The sequence below is a fragment of the Hymenobacter crusticola genome (assembly GCF_002154225.1).
GTDB lineage: Bacteria > Bacteroidota > Bacteroidia > Cytophagales > Hymenobacteraceae > Hymenobacter > Hymenobacter crusticola.
In genome coordinates, this window is record NZ_MTSE01000004.1 from 31,861 (window position 1) to 48,333 (window position 16,473).

A 16,473-nucleotide genomic window follows, 5' to 3' on the forward strand; every position below is an offset into this window, starting at 1 on the left:
CTTAATGATGGAGTGTAGTAAAGGTAACTATTTTCAGACGGTAGGGCGGAGGTGCCAATAGCTAGGTTTTGAGCATACTGTCGAGACGGGTACTTGCGTCTCGTCGTTGCGGATGTTGTTCGCCTCGGTGTTGCTCCAGTAGCAATCAGTCAACAACGAGACACCACTAAGTTCTCTCCAACGCCCTGCCAAGTCTATCCTAAGAACGCCCAATCACCTGGGTTTTGTTCAAGAAGTGCCATTTGCCATAAAATATGTTCTTCCCGGATGGGGTACGCAACCTCATTGCGCAGTGTCTGATACACGGCCTCGAATAACCCTGTGTAGTCGCCTTTCAATGACGGTACTTTCGTTGTCGTTTTCTCATCCCCGGCGCCTACTACCGTCAGCGTGCCTTCGCTATCAGGGGCTTCCTGTCCGTACTCCGACGCTAGTGGCGATATACTTTGCTGAAGCTGGGTTTCCTGCACATCAACGCGGCCTTTCTGAAAACTGCCAGTGGTGCCGTGTAACACAAACGCAGGTAAGGGGTTGGCAATGAGTAAGCCGCTGGTCACGAACACGTTTAGCCCGTCGGGGTACTGCAAGTGCATCGTGAAGTAGTCGTCTACCTGTGTGTTGGCGCGGTAGCGGCCGGTGGTTTTGTGGCTGCGCAAGGGCTTGCCAAACAAGCTAATGACCTGATCTAGCAAGTGCGGGCCTAGGTCGTACACGATGCCGCTGGCGGGCACCGCCGTTTCCTTGAAGGGCTTGGGGTTCAGGGTAGTTTTGTAGCGGTCGTAGCGGAAATGCACTTCGATGAGCTGCCCCAGCTGCCCACTGCTAATGACTTGCTGCACGGCCTGAAAGTCGCTGTCCCAGCGGCGATTCTGATACACGAAAACGTGCTTGCCCACCTGCCGACCTAGGTCGAACAAGGTTTGCACTTCGGCCAAAGAGGCCGCCATCGGTTTTTCTACCAGCACGTGTTTGCCTGCTTGCAGAACTTGCTGCGTCAGCTCGAAGTGCGTGTTGCTGGGCGTGTTTACAATGACTAACTCAAGCTCAGGGTCGGCGAGCAATGCTTCCACGCTATCGTAGCTGATAACGCCGGGGTAGTCTTGGGACGCTTGCTTGTGGTGGCGCTCCACAATAGCGCGGAAGTCAAAGCCAGGGTGAGTGGCGACAAAAGGTGCATGAAATACCTTGCCCGACATGCCATAAGCGAGCAGGCCAGTTTTGATTGCGTTGGTCATAAGGAGAGAATGGGTGTTCGAATGAATAGCAAGGAAAGATGGTAGATAGCTAGCAACACGATAGTAGCGTATCACACTAGCCATGAAGCGCACGCGCACTCATAGTTCGTTACAAAATGATGACAAATCAAGTGCTATTCTCTGGACCACGGATTCGGCGGATTCCTTGAGTTTTGTGAATGGCTTCTTCTAATTCGTTTCGATAAAAAAAGCCTTCCTAGGTTTGGGAAGGCTTTCTGTTTTAGGAAGTACGGCTTGCATCTACAAAATCCTTGAAATTCGAAGGATCCGTAGTTTAAAGAATTAGCGTCGTTGGTAGCCTACCTTTTCGCGCACTTTATTCAGTACTTCCGAGCCATATGCTTGTGCTTTGCGGGCGCCTTCGGCAAGGCGGGCATCAATCTCGGCGGGGTTGTTTATGAAGAAGTTGAATTGCTCTCGCTCCGTGGCGAAGCGGGTCATAATCACATCGTACAGTTCCTTTTTGGCGTGGCCATAGCCGTAGCCACCGGCTAGGTAGCGCTGGCGCATTTCCTCCGTTTGGGCCGGCGTAGCGAGCAGCGAGTATAGCTTGAAGGTAGTGTCTGTATCGGGGTTTTTGGGTTCTTCCAGCGGGGTGCTGTCTGACACGATACTGCGGATAGTCTTGAGCAGGGCTTTTTCCTCGGCAAAGATGTCGATGATGTTGCCGTAGCTTTTACTCATCTTCTGCCCGTCGAGGCCAGGGATGGTCATTAGTTCGGCATCCACGCGGGCCTGGGGCAACACAAACGTTTCGCCGTAGCGGTTGTTGAAAGCCGAGGCAATGTCGCGCGCTATTTCCAGGTGCTGAATCTGGTCTTTGCCCACGGGCACTACCTCCGCATCGTAGAGCAGAATATCGGCAGCCATGAGCACCGGATAAGTGAAAAGGCCTGCATTGACGTCGGATAGCCGGTCGCTCTTGTCTTTGAACGAGTGCGCATTCGCCAGCATCGGATACGGCGTAAAGCACGATAGATACCAGGTCAGCTCCGTTACCTGCGGCACATCCGACTGGCGGTAGAATAGGTTCTTCTCCGTGTCGAAGCCGCATGCCAACCACGAGGCGGCTACCGCGTAGGTGTTCTGGCGCAGGGTTTCAGCATCACGAACTTGCGTGAGCGAGTGCAGGTCGGCAATAAACAGCAACGACTCGTTGGTGCTGCTTTTCGATAGTTCGACGGCGGGCACAATGGCGCCGAGCAAGTTACCGAGGTGCGGGCGGCCGGTGCTTTGGATGCCGGTGAGAATGCGGGACATAGAAGCGAAGCTAGAAAGTAGACGTCTCGGCCGTAGCTGTAACGAAAGGCTGGCCTGTGTTGAGAGCGTGAATAAAGTCGGCTAAGTTATTAGTTGAAATACGCTTGTCAGCTAACAATTGAACTAGATCAGGGCGGGCTCCAACATAAGGCGCTAGAGCTTCGCGAAATTTCTTACTGCTAGCCATACCTGCTGATGGAAGCGCAGTTGGTTCTGATGCATCAGCCAATTGTAGCAGGTACACACTTTGTGCTGATCTGCCGCCATAAGAAACCATATTGCCACTAGCACCCATCATGGGGGCCATCGTTGTGACGTGCTCATAACGCATCAGCATTACACTTCCACTGTCAAGTACTTCGACCAAAGATGAATTAATTTGCTTCCCAGAAAGGAGAAAACCAGCAGATGGCAAAAAACGCGTACGATCAGCTAACTTGATGTAGTACACCTCTTCAGGTTTAAAGCGCGTTACTTTACCTTGGTTATCCTTCACTACTAGTTCGTTTGAGTGAACTTTCAATTGACCTTCGTAATGTACTCGCCGACTATCTGCTAAGTAATACGTGCCAGGTTTGAATGATTCAAATAGGTTTTGAGCCTGAAGCAGTTGAGGTAACAATAGAGTTAGGCAAGCGAGCAAAAATTTGTGCATAACAGTTAGAGTGGTAGTAGACATTGCTACACACTCAAATCTTCTGCCGCTTCCTGCTGCAGTTCCAGCGTATCATCTTTACCTAGGTATCGGTCGATAATGGCGTGGGCTAGGTACAGCACAGGCGTCAGCAGAATGGCGGCCGCAAATTTATACCAGTAGTTGAAAGTTGCGACGCTGATAACCTGCGCTAGTGGCCAATTGCCGAATAAGTGGAAGGCCACGAACAGCACCACAAAGCTATCCACGAGCTGCGAGATAAGTGTGGAGCCCGTGGCGCGCAGCCAAATGTAGCGTCCACCCGTGACGCGCCGCAACCCCTGAAATACAGAAGCGTCCAGAATCTGCCCAATGATGAAAGCCGTTATTGAGCCGACAATAATACCTAGACCCTGACGGAAGATACTTTGGTAGGCAAACTCAATGTTGAAAGGACGGCCCTGCGGGTCCGTCTTGTTCACATCCAGCCAGAACGCGGCCGGCGGCAGCTTCGTGGTAGCTAGGATAACGAGGAAGGCATACAGAATAAGCGCCACCGTGAGGTAGCTTACGCGCAGCACGCCGGCCCGACCAAAATACTCGTTGATGATGTCGGTGGTGATAAAAACGACCGGCCAAATGATAACGCCTGCGGTAAGGTCGCCGGGCAACCCGACCAGCGCCGTGACGGAGAAAATCTTGACGCCAATGATTTCGGCGAGCAGGGCATTCACCAAGAATATCCCGCTTAATACGAGATACAGCTGTTGCTTTTTGTGGGCAAAGGTCTTTTGCAAAGACATGAGTACAAGGACATGAGAAGTGCGCTTCGGACAACGAGCCAAAGAAAAAGGGAGAAGTGGGTTTCACTTCACGTTCCTGTCCTTGTGTCCAAAAGCTTATTCCGGCAAACTTACCGTTTTGCCCTCAGTAGCTAGCTCCACATTATCAAATACTGCTTTGGCCTCGCGCAAGAGCGGCTCTAGGTCGCGGTAGCGCGACGAGAAATGACCAATGAGTAAGTGGCGCACCTCGGCTTTGCGCGCGAACAAAGCAGCTTGCCGAGCCGTGGAGTGGTGGGTGGTGGCGGCTCGCTCACGCATGTCGTCCAGGAAGGTCGCTTCGTGGTAGAGCAGGTCGACGCCGTGTACTAGCTCAGCGTTACTCTCCGTGTAGAGCGTATCAGCGCAATAAGCGTAACTACGGGAGTGATTGGGTGCGGTGGTTACGTCGGCATTGCGAATGAGCACATTGCCGGCCGCGTCGGTTATATCTTCGCCGTGTGTCAGTGCCGCAAGTTGGGCGGGCATCAGGCCGGCGGGAAGTTGCTCCTTAACCAAATGGCGTCGTTTGGGCTTTTCCCTGAACAAGTACCCGCAGCAGGCAATGCGATGCCGCATGGGTATGGTATGCACCGTCACATAACGGTCTTCGTACACCTGCGCAAAAGCCGTCGTGTCAACAACCGTAAACTCTAGGTTGAAGGTAAGCTGCGTGTTCGATACGCGAAATTGGGTGGTCAGAACCTCATCGAGGCCGGCGGGCCCAAAAAGTTGGAGTGGCTCGGTGCGGCCGTGCAAGTGCATGGTCGAGAGTAACCCAAACAGCCCAAAGAAATGGTCGCCGTGTAGGTGCGAGATGAAGATGGAGCCGATGCGCTGGTGACGGATTTTGTACTCCATCAGGCGATGCTGGGTGCCTTCACCGCAGTCAATCAGGTACGCCTGATTATCGACGGTAAGAATCTGCGCTGTGTGGTGGCGGTTCAGATAAGGCGTAGCCGAGGCGCTACCCAGTATTTTCAGCTCGAACTCCAAGGGTTGATAGGGTGAAAGGTTAGATGGCTGCTTGTTGAACGGCTAAACAGAAGAAGGGTTAACGACTGGTTGCTGAATGGTTGATGGCTAAACCACCTTGCGTCATTTGAAAAACCGTCTGGCACGAGATGGATAACCATCAACCCGTTCATAAGTAGGTATTCAGCAAGCAACCTTTAACCATTTGACATAAAAAAGCTGCTGACCGTGGGTTGTCGGCTGAAAGGCCTAACAACGAACAGTCAACAGCTAACAGCTCTTAAAAAACCTTATTCCTTGCTTGTAAGGTCACGCTCGATGGCGTGCAGAAAAATGCGGTCGATGCCTTCCTCTACCGTGGGTAGAATGTGCAATACCGACTCGAGCTTGGAAATGGTAATGAGCTTCATCACGTGATCTTGCAGGCCGGTGAGTACCAACAGGCCACCCGTCGAATTGCACAACCGGTTGGCAATGAGGATGGAGCTAAGGCCCGAAGAATCCGTGTACTTCACATTGGCTAGGTCCAGGATCAGGTTATTGATTCCTTCGGCGTTCAGCTTCACAAACTCCGATTTCAGATCAGGCGCGACCGTCGTGTCGAGCTTCTTTTCGTCAATCGTGATGATGGTGTAGGTGTCCTTTTTATCAATCGAGTACTTCATGCCGGCGAAATTCGGTGGTTAAGAGAGTTGCGAAGGTAACAAAAAAAGTAATGGCGTGCAGCGATCCGCAGACTACCTAGGCTGGTGGCGAGGGGCCCACTCAACGCGAAGTGCGACTAGCAAAACCAAAGGTAAGTGACGACCACGTGCTCTGCCAATCAGCTACTTGAGGGTTAGCGGATGGAGTCATCCGCATCGTACTAATTAGATAGGTGCCGGGCGTGGATAATCTGAACAACGCACGACCATTTTGGTTAGTACGAATTTCGATTTTTTCTACATTTTTTTTCACATCTCGACACCAGACTTTCAACAACGCGCCTGCTACGGGCTGCCCATCCGCAAGTAGGCGTACCGTAAGCGAAGCGCCTACCCGTAGCCCGTAGGGGTCTTGCTCGGGAATGAGTTCCAACGGCAAACCTGCAACCCGGTTGAACGTGCTACCAGGCGAAGAGCCCGTACCTACTTGGACGAGTGCCTTCGCGCAACGGCGGTATGCCTCCCGTGCGGGCTGCGCGAGCTGTTCTCGTTGTTTTCTGATTAACAAGATATTATCCAGCCTTTCGGCGCGCAAGTACGCGTTGAAAGAATCGGCTGCAAACGTGAGAAAAGCGTTGTTGGTGGCAAGCGCCAACTGGTGGGTGCCAGGCTGCGCCAAGGTGACGGTAGCTAGGCTGGTATCGTGCTGCGTGACCAGCGGGAGTAGGTTGGTAGAGTCGCTGGGAGCATAATGCACATAGCGCGTGAGGCGGCTGTTTTTGCCGCGCCACCGCACACCTGTGAAATTATTTCCGGCTAGCATAGGCACTAATATTCGTCCGTGAAGGGGTAAAAAGAAGCGTGGTGCCAGCCAGAACTCCTGGGCTCTGGCTGCGGCGATACCGCAAAACAAGAGGAGCCAAGAGAACTTTAGGCTGGCACGCACGCTACGAAATTGTCGAAAGTAGTATTAAGAAAAGATGAAGCTAGATAGGACGAAGAATCCGTATTTAACACATCAAAAATTAGTAGTTATCTCAGATGCTTTTGTCAGCAACCTAGCTCCGCTCCAAGGCTAGCTCGTAAGCGCGGTCGTAGTACTGGCGCAGGTTTTTCCAGTCGAACAATTCGGAGGAACTTTCTACCCGATTGCGCTGCGCAATCCGTTCGCGGCGACTGAGCAGCACGAAGTCCCAAAGCATGTTGGTCAGCTCTTCGGCTGCTTCGTCGAAGTTCTTTTCCTGGCGTTGTACCACGAAGATGCCTTTGTCGTCGTGGTCTTGCACATGCTGCATTACGTAGTCGCCGAAGCCGGAGAGGTCGGAGGTGATGGCCGGTACGCCCCGTGCCACGCACTCCAGCGGCGTGTAGCCCCACGGCTCATAGTAGCTCGGGAAGATACCTAGGTGACAGCCACGCACAAATTGCCCGTACTCCATCCCAAACAACGGCGAAGTAGGTGACACGAAATCAGGGTGATACACAATTTTTACCCGATCGTGCTGATGGTTGATCATGTTAGAGCGTCGCAGGAAATTCAAAATATCGTCCTTCTGGTCGTCGATCAGGTTGTGGGTGATAACGGAAGGAAGTTGCGACGTCTTCCAGCTTTGCAGGGTCCGGCGGTAGCGCAGTTTCCAATAATCGTCCACCATGGCGCTCAGGTCGGGGAGGCGGTGGTCGGTGCTGGATGCGGCCGCATACATGAGCCGCTCGCCCACTTGGCGCTCGATGGCGTTGCAGGTTTCGTGCACCTCGTCGAGGATGGCGCGGCTTTGCAGTACCAGCGGGTTGATGCTGGTGAACGGCCGCTTCGTGATGAAAAACATCACCACTTGCCCTTCTAGGCCACTCTGCTGCAAGCGGTAATTTAGGCGGGCTAGGGCCTCTAGCGTCAGGTCGAAACCTTTGTTATGGTATTCGTAGCGACCCGAGGTGAACATGTAGATGGTCTTGTCCAGATCGAAGGAATAGCTCTGGAAAAAGTGCGCCATCACAAACTCGTGAATCTTATCCTTGTACTGCTTGTGTAGGTTCTGGAACTCGTGCAAGGCTACAAATCGCTCGATGTTCAGGCCATTCGGCAACACGCAGTCCGGAATCCGGTCGAGCAGGTAAATGCACTCGCGCACCGTCAGCTCGCTCACCGTGGTGAACACGTGAGAGCCGTGCGCCGCCGCCCGCTCGATGCGCACGGCCGTTTCGATATTGAAGTGCACCGCTTCCGCCGCCCAATCGACCTGCATCAGGTGGTCGTAGAAGTTGGGGTCGTTCATGGCTAGGTAGCGGCCCAGCAATGTGGCGTGCGTCGTGAAAACGATGTGGGCCGGCACTTGCTCGCGGCGCATATCAGGAATAGCCACGCCCGTCATCCACTCGTGAAAGTGTGCAATGACGCGCTGCGGTGGCACCACTTCGTCGGTCAGGACCTTCATGAAGATCTTCACCAAGTGTCCAAAGGCTTCTACTTGGTGCAGCAGGTCGTCGTTGTCGGGGGTTGGGATGCCATGCCGTAGCCAAAGGTCGGTTTTGATCTGCCCTAGCTGCCCGTACGCTTGGAAGGGGTTGATCAGCACAACGCGGGGCCGGCCCGTTATGAGCCACGTGCCGATGCACACGTCGTAGCCCATTTGCCGCATCTGGCGCACCGCGCCCGCAAAAGGATCGTTGAGCAGCTGAAGCTGATAGTCGTCGAAAGCCTCGAACTCGCCCTGGGCCTGCTGTGGGAAATAAGGACCTATTAAACAATAGCGCTCATCCCAGCCCTGCACAGTAGCGGGCACTTTGGAGCGAATAACGGTGTAGATACCGCCGACCTGATTACAGACTTCCCAGGCTACTTCCACAAGCAGCGCATCGGGGGCAACAATTTCGGGGGTAGAAGCAGGTGGTTGCATACGAGAGGGTATGGTAGGAGAGAAGGCAAGGAGGCCGTTAGGACAGCAACGTAAGAGGTTTTACGGAATTCTTCGGCGTAAGCTAGCGTATGAGCACGTCTCTGCAACCGTTTGCGGCAAGATACAAGCTATTATGAGCTGATAGCCAAGGCTCAGCAACTATAAGCCCCCTACGGAAAAGTTATCTGACGAGGTTGGGCACAGTGAGCATAAACGTTCGAAACACAGCGAACCAGCAGACGATAGGGTAAGAGATAAAGGCCTAGCTCGCCCAACGCTCACCCGCGACAACCGGTCGGGTACCTAGGGCGCCGGGCTGGCCGGCGGTGCGGGAAGGCACGCAGGACGAATGCGCGGAACGACTCCTCGTTCACTAAGAAGCCCCGCCACTGGCCAAAAGGACGAGTGACGGGGCTAGCTTGATGGAGAAAGCGAGGCTGCTTATCCTTCCTGCGAAATAACCAGCACAGAATAAGGAGCTAAGCCAAACGAGCCGTGCCAGGGCTTACCGTCATACTCGCCTTCTTCAGCATCGGCGTCGAAGCTTTCGAAGTTGCCAAACTCGTGGTCGTAGCCTTGCCAGTCGCTATTGAAGCGCACGGTCCACTTGCCAGGTGCTGGCAGCCCAATGGTGTAAGCTTCGCGGGTTTGGTCGGCGAAGTTGGCTATAACGATGGTCGTGTCGGTGGGACCACCGTCGCCATCTGCCCAGCGCGCAAACGCAATAACTTTCTCTTGGTCGTTGACGTGGAACACATCGGTGCGCTGGCCCGTGAGGCCGCGGGTATGGCCGTCGAGGTTGCGACGCAACCGGATCAGGTCGCGGTAGAGCTGCACTAGGCCGCCCATCTGATCGTGGCGCGACCAGTCGAGAGGCTGGTCGTCGGAGAAGTAGCCGTCGGCCAGCGTTGGCTGCCCTTGAAAAATCATCGGGATGCCGGGCGCGGTAAAGACGATGGCCGCCCCTAGGGTAGCGCGCTTCTTTGGGTACCAGCTTGCCGCGTCGCCGGGCATGATTTCTTCTGGCACCCGCGACTTGCCATTCGCCACTTCGTCGTGCGACTCGGTGTAAATGACGCGCTGGAAAGCGTCGCCGTTGTAGGTCGTGCTGATGATATCTGCTATGGAAGCCATCGAGCGGTCAGCATCGTTCGGCGTCACGAGGGCCTCACGCATGATGTTCACAAAAGCGGCATCCCACTGAGTAGCAAATCCTTCGCCCTCCTGGTCGGTAGGGCGGGTGATGTACTCGTTGCCTTGCAGATCTTCCGCAATGGTGATTTTCCAAGGGGTGCGGGCCTGAATCTCCTCATTTACCCACCGCATGAGCGTCCAGCCCTCGGGTAAGTCGCCCACGGGGCCGTTGCTGCCATTCACGTTGCGAATGTGCGAGATAGAGTCGCAGCGCAGCCCATCGACGCGGTAATCTTCAAGCCACATCAACGCGTTGTCGCGGATGTAGTTACGCACGGCGGGGTTGCCGTAGTCGGGGCGGTTGTGGCCCCAGGGCGTTTCGGCGCGCCAGTCGTTGTAGAAGTAGATGCCACCGCCGTCGTTTTCAGTCCAGCCATCAAACTGCCATAAGTCTAGGTCGCCGGGGCCGAAGTGGTTGTACACTACATCCAAGATAACGGCAATGCCATGGCGGTGGGCTTGTTTTACAAGCTCTTTGAAGGCTTTTGGGCCGCCGTACGCCGTTTCGAGGGCGAAGGGGTGCGCCGGGTTGTAGCCCCACGATAAGCTGCCGGGGAACTCGGTTGCTGGCATCACCTCAATGGCATTGATACCTAGGTCGCGCAGGTAAGGAAGCTTCTCAATGACGTCGTAAAACGTGCCCGGCTCGCCTTCCACGGAGCGGTTGAACGTGCCCACGTGCAGCTCGTAGATTACCAGCTCATTCCAGGCGGGCATACCAAAGTGGTCATCCTCCCAGTCGAAGCTGGCATCCGGCACGATGGAGTTGCCGGCCGAGTGCGTCACCTCGCGGGCATAAGGGTCGTTGCGGGTAAATTCGTTTTCTCCGTTGCGCAGCCAGAATTTGTACTCTGTGCCCGCAGGCAAATCAGGGAAATCGGCAGCCCAGTAGCCGTCGGCTTCGTGGTCGAGGGGGTGGCTTTCGTGGTTCCAGTCGTTGAAAGGACCTACGACGGCAGCCGCGTCGGCGTGAGGGGCCCACACACGAAACGTGGTGCCTTTTTGGTGTGGAATGGCGCCCATGCCGGCTTGAAGCTCGGGGGCAGAAGGAACAGAAGAAGTAGGGTTAGGTGCTAGGGTAGAGGAGGCTGGGGGCATAGGAAAGAGAGACAAAAAAAGAGCTGCAAGCTCAGCAGCATTTGTCCTCTAACTGAATTAGTACGATTTAGGTTTTGCCCGGCCGTTTGCAGACGAAGCGAGGCCAGATCAACGCGGGTATTACTAAGTACACTGGAAGTTAGCGCTACTTGCTACGCCTCCGAGGTTACGGCTGTCGTCCACACGGTTTTACCGCAGCGGGAGCAAGGAGCCTGTTTATCTTGAGCTAGGTTGCCACAGCCTTGACAGGCAAACGTGCCGGGTACCTTGCGTTGCTCACGCAGGAAATCTTGATCCCAATTGGGTAAGATGCTCAGGCCTGGTTGCGGTTTGGGCTGCTTAAGAATAGTGAAAGAGCCATTCGCTTCCATATACACCCGCTTCACGGCCCCTAGGTTGTCGATAGCCTCTGAGCGTAGCTGCGCAAATAGGCGCTCCTGCGGCAACACTGCTTCTTGCATCGCGCTGAGTTGCAAGCAGCCATCTTCCAACAAAATGCCAATGTCACCCTGAGAGATTTTTTCAAACTTCTGGCTCCGAGTGCTCCACACCGCAGAGAGGCGTTGGATGCTGATAATGACCACAGCCATAACCAGTGGCGGCAGTAGCCCACGGTCGGGCACTTGCATCGGGACCCCGATGGCGGCAGCCAACGACGACATAGCGGCCAACTCATTGCGACTCAGCTGCGAAGCCATCCGCTTGCCCATGAGCCGCATCGACACAATCAGCAGCACGAAAATGAAAAGGATACGAATAACGACTTCGAGCAGAAAGCTCCAAGGTGCTTCCCCCAGAAAAATGCGCAGAAAATCGAACGGATGAATATCTTCGGGCTTCATCAGGAGCTAGCTTGGTATAGTACAATAATAAGGGGCGAGTAGCGCGAGGCTACTGCACAGCATACGTCCAATTTTGCTCGCCACAAAGGGGACAAGTAGTGCGCGCCTGTTCCGGCGGCACGACGGTAGCACAATTGGTACACGCGCATAGGTTATCCGCGTGCTCTTCCTGGCGTTGCAGGGCCTCGTCGCGCGACGGTAACACACTTAATCCTGGCTTGGGCTGGGAGCTAGGATAGATGCTGAAATCGCCGTTGCCTTCCACGTACATCCGCTTAACAGCACCTAGCTGCAACAGCTCTTTCGCCCGAATCTGCGCGTAGATTTGCGCGTGGGAAATGGCCGTTTTGCGCATCTCGTCTAGCTGCAAAATGCCATCTTTCACCAGCATCGATACGTCGCCCTGCGTGGTAATTTCCACCCGGCGGTCTTTAAAGGCAAAATAATTCAGCCCACGCTGCAACAGCAACACGCACACTAAAATTAGTACGCCCGGCAGGATGCCCCGGTCGGGAGCCTGCATCGGCAACGACACAATGGCACCTAGGGTAATGAATACTGCCATCTCGGTGATGGTCAGCTGCGCGCTCATCCGTTTGCCCAGCAGCCGAATCACGACCAGCAAAATCAGGTAAACGACAATCGTACGCAGAAACACTTCGAGCATAAACTCGCCCGGCACGTTGCCGAGCAAAATTCGCTTCCAGTCTCCGAAGTGAATTTCTTCCTTTTTCATCGCAACCTCTTACGCCTAATCGTGGTGGTATCCAGGCTTTGAACGGCACTCTACCCCGACAGAGTTACGAGAAGTGATAAAAAAATAGTTATATAAGTCGAGCTTACTCAGTAAGATAAAGCAGAACGGTAACGTTCAAAAAAGAGCTCCGAAATCGTTGGAGTAGGGAATAAATCGCCGATTTTTGTTGTTGATCGCTGAAAGGCAATACGCTAATACTGCTGCCTGTTTTTTTAAGTAAATTTTGCTCCTTTATTCCCCCTTCTGCTTACATGCCCCGACCTAAACCTGTTCGTTACGGCCTTTACCCCTGGACGCCCGAATACGGCTTGCGTTATATTCACCCCGCCAACCGGCGCTCCTTCGAGTGGCTGGAACCTTTGGGTAAAGTCTTCGAAAAAATTGACGAAACCGACGATTGGATCCTGCTTCGCTACGACGAGCAGCAGTTCAAAGTGAGCCCAGAGTTATTCACGGAGTTACACCAAAAACCGCCTTTCAGCTTCGGCGACGTAGTAGAGGAGAAAAGCCCTGAACCCGGCCGCTCCGCGCACCACGGCCTGATTTCCGATGTATTCTGGGACGAAGGCGCCGACCGAGCTAGGTTTCAATTGGTAGAAAAGAAACGCAAAGTGAAACGAGTTTTCGAGGCGGAAGAACTCCGTTTTGCGTAGTGACTGAGTGACTGAGAAATGTAGCGCAGCAAGGTATGAGAACAATCACTCAGTTACCCAGTGCCAAGTCACTCAGGCACTCCATAGAAGCTACTTTAAGTGAAGCATAATTCCTGCTACCACGGCTGCGGCGCCAAGTGCTAGCAGACCTAGGTAGAGGGGCAGCACGAACTTCCACCAAGCATCAAAGCGCACACCACATGCCGCGACGATGGCCATGAGGGCGCCGTTGGTGGGCGTGATGAGTTCGCACAAGCCGGCGCCGTACTGGTAAGCTAGCACCGTTACTTGGCGGGGCAAACCGATGAGGTCGGAGAGGGGCGTGAGAATGGGCATGGTGAGCACCGCCTGCCCGCTCACGCTCGGTACGGGCAAATGCAAAGCCGTGTGTACCCCAATCATGCCTAGTGCCGATAGCGCCACGGGCAGCCCTGCAAGCGGCGCGGAGAGGCCATTCACAATTGTATCGACGATGTGGCCTTGCTCTAGCACGATGAAAATAGCGCGGGCAAAGCCAATAAGCAGGGCCGAAAAAGCTAGGTCCCGAAAGCCGGCGATGAACGCCTCAGCGGTGCCATTCAGGCCTAGCCCGCCTAGCAGGCCTGCTACCACACCTAGTACAAAGAACAGCGCCCCCATCTGCTCGAAACCCCACCCGAGTTTCAGGATGCCGTAGGTGAACCCGCCAAACGTAGCTAGCAGCAGTAGCAGGACCAGCCCGTGCCGCCCCACGCCAGCCACTGAGTCGCTGGCGGAGTCCTCAAAGATGGGGGCTACTTGGTAGCGTTTGGCGTAGCGCATGGTGCCACCAATCCAGAGGAGCAAGGCCAGAGCGAGCACCACCAACCGGAACCCCCCGCCGGAAAGTAGCGGTAGCTGGGTAAGCTTCTGCGCAATACCTACTTGGAAAGGATTAATGGGACTAAACGCTGCGCCGACGGCCGCCGCACCTAGGCTCACGGCCGCCGCCGTAAGCGACGGGTAGCCGAGTCGGCGCATGAGCACTAGTAAGATAGGCACCAGCGGAATAATCTCTTCCTGCATATTCTCGAGGGCACCCATGGTGGCAAAGAGTAGGGAGATAAGAGGAATTACCAGCGCTTCCCGCCCCCGGAAGCGCATCACCAACCAGTCGACGCCGCGGCGGAGGGCACCGGTTTGGTCGACCACGGTGAACGCGCCGCCGGTTAGAAAAACAAAGAAGATAACGTCGGCGGCGCCTGCCATACCTTGGGGCACGGCTACCAACGCGCCCAACACGCTTACGGGGGTGGCTGCTACGCGGTGGTAGGAGCCCGACACCACCACTTCGCGCTGGGTGGCCGGGTCCGTGTGGCGGACGAATTCGCCGGCCGGCAGCAGGTAGCTCAGCAGCATCGCTAGCAAGATAAACCCGACGAGCAGCACGAGCGGGTGAGGAAAGCGCATGGTTTTCATGCTGGCGAAAGTAGCGGAAACTGCCGCACTACGCACGCCGCTGTGCGGTTTCGGAACCGAACAGCCGTACCTTTCGGTTTTCGGTGCGACTATGAATCTCGTCGACTTCAAACTGCTGCCTATGGGTCAACAGGCTAAGCTCCTGCTTCAGCACGGCCACTTTTTGGCCGAGCGTGCCGAAGACAGCTGCCGCCTGCGCCTGTACGCCCTTGGCGACTTTTACGCCGAGGAGTGGCGCCTACACGATGAGGAGCGTATCCTGTTTATCCACCTCTTCCAGCACCCAGCCGGGCTAACGGCATACCTGGAAAAGATCCGGCTGCCGGAGGTGTAGGCTAGGTTGAGGCTGAACACTATTCTTTGACCTAGGTGCTAGGCCAGCCTGTCTATCAGAGGTTCTGTTTTAATAGCTGCGAAGAAGTAGGGCGCAAGTGCCCAAACGCTCAGGCGTTTTTCTATTTTCAGCTCATGAAACGCGCTATCCCGCTGTTATTTGCCGTCCTCAAATTCGTTTCCGGCTTCGTGCTGGCGAGTAGTGCCTACGAACTGCACCGCGACGAGTACCTCTACCTGGATGAAGGCCGGCACCTAGCTTGGGGCTACTTGGAAGTGCCGCCGCTCATTGCCGCGCAGGCCTGGGTCACGCAAGCCCTAGGGGGCGACTATTTCTGGGTGAAGTTCTGGCCGTTTCTGTGGGGCGCCCTAACGGTGTACGTGGTGGGGCGTGCAGTGCAGAAGCTTGGGGGCGGATGGTTTGCGCAGGTGCTTGCCTGCTTATGCTACTGCGTAGCCGGTTACGCGCGGCTTAATTTTCTATTTCAGCCTAATTCGTTTGAGGTCTTTGGCTTCACCATCTGTTGCTATTGGCTGCTCTCGTATGTGCAGAACGCCCAACCCAAGTACTTGTATTACATTGGGTTGGGGCTAGGCTTTAGCTTGCTGAACAAGTACACCACGTTCTTCTTCATTGCCGCGCTAGTAGCGGCGCTGTTGCTCACGCCCCAGCGTCGCGTGTTGGCTACAAAGCATTTCTGGCTGGCGGCTGGCCTTACGCTGCTACTGTTTTCACCTAGCCTCCTGTGGCAGCTGGCGCACGGCGTGCCGTTTCTACGACACATGAGCGAGCTACACGACACACAGCTCGTGAATGTATCGGCGACCAGCTTTTGGAAAGATCAGCTGGTGATGTGTTTTCCGGCGTTGTGGGTGTGGATGCCGGGTCTGCTGGCTTTGTTTGCGTATGCCCCTTTTCGGCCGTACCGAAGCCTGGGTTTAGTGTACGCAGTGGGGCTGCTGATTCTGACGGTGCTGCACGGGAAGAGCTACTACGGCCTAGGCTACTATCCGGTGTTATTCGCCTTCGGGGCTGTATGGTGGGAGCAAGTGCTGCACCGCTTCCGCTACGGCGCATTAATGCGCCCGGTGCTCGTGCTGGTTCCCGTGCTGATTATTCTGCCTTTGGTGCCGTTCATCTTCACCCTGTATCCGCCGGCCTACATGCAGCGCATTAGTGCCAAGTACCAGGACCTAGGTCTTACACGCTGGGAGGATGGCCAGGTTCACCCCCTGCCGCAGGACTATGCCGATATGATTGGCTGGCAGGAATTAGCCGATAAAGTTTACCAAGCCTACCAAGCGTTGCCTGATTCTACGCGGGCCTTCACGCTGATTAAGTGCGACAACTACGGTCAGGCTAGTGCCATCAACTACTATAACCGCCGCCGGGCGCTGCCTCTAGCCAACAGCTTCAATGGAAGCTACTTATTTTGGTTTCCGGCCCGGCCAGCGCAGCCCTATCGGCACTTGTTGCTGGTGGGTGAGGGACACCCCGAAGAGCTGGTGCCGCATTTTCGGGAACTGCGGCAGGTCGGAGAAATTACCAACCCTTACGCCCGCGAAAAAGGAACGACCATCTTGCTCGGCACCGGCCCCGATGCGGCTATCATCGAGCAGGCGTATCGGGAGCATCAAGAGGCCCTGGCCGTGTGGGTCAAACAAAAGTGAC

General features: G+C 55.0%; 15 protein-coding genes. 3 read left to right on the plus strand and 12 right to left on the minus strand.

The genetic code is table 11. The annotated features are described in order from the left end of the window. Positions 1–194 precede the first annotated feature (194 nt). The 11 genes from BXP70_RS09485 to BXP70_RS09535 form a co-directional block, all read right to left on the minus strand. Positions 195–1,235 carry a Gfo/Idh/MocA family oxidoreductase gene (locus BXP70_RS09485; RefSeq protein WP_086593828.1) on the minus strand — a complete coding sequence of 347 codons (1,041 nt, stop codon included), beginning with the start codon at positions 1,233–1,235 and terminating at the stop codon, positions 195–197. 303 nt (positions 1,236–1,538) lie between these two features. Then, positions 1,539–2,516 (minus strand): tryptophan--tRNA ligase, encoded by a 978-nt coding sequence (trpS, locus tag BXP70_RS09490; protein WP_086593829.1) that lies wholly within the window; start codon positions 2,514–2,516, stop codon positions 1,539–1,541. A 10-nt stretch (positions 2,517–2,526) separates the two neighbouring features. Further along, positions 2,527–3,171: a hypothetical protein gene (locus BXP70_RS09495; protein ID WP_086593830.1), complete on the minus strand. Its 645-nt coding sequence runs from the start codon at positions 3,169–3,171 to the stop codon at positions 2,527–2,529. A gap of 26 nt (positions 3,172–3,197) precedes the next feature. Then, positions 3,198–3,953 carry a queuosine precursor transporter gene (locus BXP70_RS09500; RefSeq protein WP_086593831.1) on the minus strand — a complete coding sequence of 252 codons (756 nt, stop codon included), beginning with the start codon at positions 3,951–3,953 and terminating at the stop codon, positions 3,198–3,200. 96 nt (positions 3,954–4,049) lie between these two features. Next, entirely contained in the window at positions 4,050–4,967 is a 918-nt protein-coding gene (locus BXP70_RS09505; RefSeq protein WP_086593832.1) for a ribonuclease Z, read from the minus strand. A 269-nt stretch (positions 4,968–5,236) separates the two neighbouring features. Further along, positions 5,237–5,611 (minus strand): STAS domain-containing protein, encoded by a 375-nt coding sequence (locus tag BXP70_RS09510; protein ID WP_086593833.1) that lies wholly within the window; start codon positions 5,609–5,611, stop codon positions 5,237–5,239. A gap of 100 nt (positions 5,612–5,711) precedes the next feature. Beyond that, positions 5,712–6,536: a DUF4198 domain-containing protein gene (locus BXP70_RS09515; protein WP_086593834.1), complete on the minus strand. Its 825-nt coding sequence runs from the start codon at positions 6,534–6,536 to the stop codon at positions 5,712–5,714. A gap of 112 nt (positions 6,537–6,648) precedes the next feature. Beyond that, entirely contained in the window at positions 6,649–8,487 is a 1,839-nt protein-coding gene (locus BXP70_RS09520; protein ID WP_086593835.1) for a glycosyltransferase, read from the minus strand. 441 nt (positions 8,488–8,928) lie between these two features. Next, positions 8,929–10,779, minus strand: a complete 1,851-nt coding sequence (locus tag BXP70_RS09525) for an alpha-amylase family glycosyl hydrolase (protein WP_245849589.1) — start codon at positions 10,777–10,779, stop codon at positions 8,929–8,931. Between the two features lie 152 nt (positions 10,780–10,931). Continuing rightward, on the minus strand, positions 10,932–11,621 hold the full coding sequence (locus BXP70_RS09530; protein ID WP_086593837.1) for a DUF421 domain-containing protein: 690 nt from the start codon (positions 11,619–11,621) through the stop codon (positions 10,932–10,934). Between the two features lie 49 nt (positions 11,622–11,670). Further along, entirely contained in the window at positions 11,671–12,357 is a 687-nt protein-coding gene (locus BXP70_RS09535; protein ID WP_086593838.1) for a DUF421 domain-containing protein, read from the minus strand. Between the two features lie 272 nt (positions 12,358–12,629). On the opposite strand from BXP70_RS09535, the gene BXP70_RS09540 reads away from it, so the two are divergent. Next, positions 12,630–13,031 (plus strand): DUF6960 family protein, encoded by a 402-nt coding sequence (locus BXP70_RS09540; RefSeq protein ID WP_143436433.1) that lies wholly within the window; start codon positions 12,630–12,632, stop codon positions 13,029–13,031. Positions 13,032–13,121: 90 nt separating this feature from the next. Here the strand turns inward: BXP70_RS09540 and BXP70_RS09545 are convergent, their stop codons facing one another. Next, positions 13,122–14,468: a YfcC family protein gene (locus tag BXP70_RS09545; protein ID WP_218779767.1), complete on the minus strand. Its 1,347-nt coding sequence runs from the start codon at positions 14,466–14,468 to the stop codon at positions 13,122–13,124. Between the two features lie 91 nt (positions 14,469–14,559). On the opposite strand from BXP70_RS09545, the gene BXP70_RS09550 reads away from it, so the two are divergent. Together BXP70_RS09550 and BXP70_RS09555 are read left to right on the plus strand one after the other, a co-directional pair. Then, the gene (locus BXP70_RS09550; protein WP_143436434.1) at positions 14,560–14,802 is read left to right on the plus strand and encodes a hypothetical protein; all 243 of its coding nucleotides are present in this window, start codon (positions 14,560–14,562) and stop codon (positions 14,800–14,802) included. A 134-nt stretch (positions 14,803–14,936) separates the two neighbouring features. Further along, positions 14,937–16,472, plus strand: coding sequence for a glycosyltransferase family 39 protein (locus tag BXP70_RS09555; RefSeq protein ID WP_086593841.1), 1,536 nt, complete (start codon positions 14,937–14,939; stop codon positions 16,470–16,472). Position 16,473: the final 1 nt, after the last annotated feature.

Coding starts and splice junctions, on each gene's coding strand:
- BXP70_RS09540 (WP_143436433.1), top strand. CDS start 12,630: ATGCCCCGACCTAAACCTGTTCGTTACGGCCTTTACCCCTGGACGCCC.
- BXP70_RS09550 (WP_143436434.1), top strand. CDS start 14,560: ATGAATCTCGTCGACTTCAAACTGCTGCCTATGGGTCAACAGGCTAAG.
- BXP70_RS09500 (WP_086593831.1), bottom strand. CDS start 3,953: ATGTCTTTGCAAAAGACCTTTGCCCACAAAAAGCAACAGCTGTATCTC.
- BXP70_RS09530 (WP_086593837.1), bottom strand. CDS start 11,621: ATGAAGCCCGAAGATATTCATCCGTTCGATTTTCTGCGCATTTTTCTG.
- BXP70_RS09545 (WP_218779767.1), bottom strand. CDS start 14,468: ATGAAAACCATGCGCTTTCCTCACCCGCTCGTGCTGCTCGTCGGGTTT.
- BXP70_RS09495 (WP_086593830.1), bottom strand. CDS start 3,171: ATGCACAAATTTTTGCTCGCTTGCCTAACTCTATTGTTACCTCAACTG.
- BXP70_RS09510 (WP_086593833.1), bottom strand. CDS start 5,611: ATGAAGTACTCGATTGATAAAAAGGACACCTACACCATCATCACGATT.
- BXP70_RS09520 (WP_086593835.1), bottom strand. CDS start 8,487: ATGCAACCACCTGCTTCTACCCCCGAAATTGTTGCCCCCGATGCGCTG.
- BXP70_RS09525 (WP_245849589.1), bottom strand. CDS start 10,779: ATGCCCCCAGCCTCCTCTACCCTAGCACCTAACCCTACTTCTTCTGTT.
- BXP70_RS09555 (WP_086593841.1), top strand. CDS start 14,937: ATGAAACGCGCTATCCCGCTGTTATTTGCCGTCCTCAAATTCGTTTCC.
- trpS (WP_086593829.1), bottom strand. CDS start 2,516: ATGTCCCGCATTCTCACCGGCATCCAAAGCACCGGCCGCCCGCACCTC.
- BXP70_RS09485 (WP_086593828.1), bottom strand. CDS start 1,235: ATGACCAACGCAATCAAAACTGGCCTGCTCGCTTATGGCATGTCGGGC.
- BXP70_RS09535 (WP_086593838.1), bottom strand. CDS start 12,357: ATGAAAAAGGAAGAAATTCACTTCGGAGACTGGAAGCGAATTTTGCTC.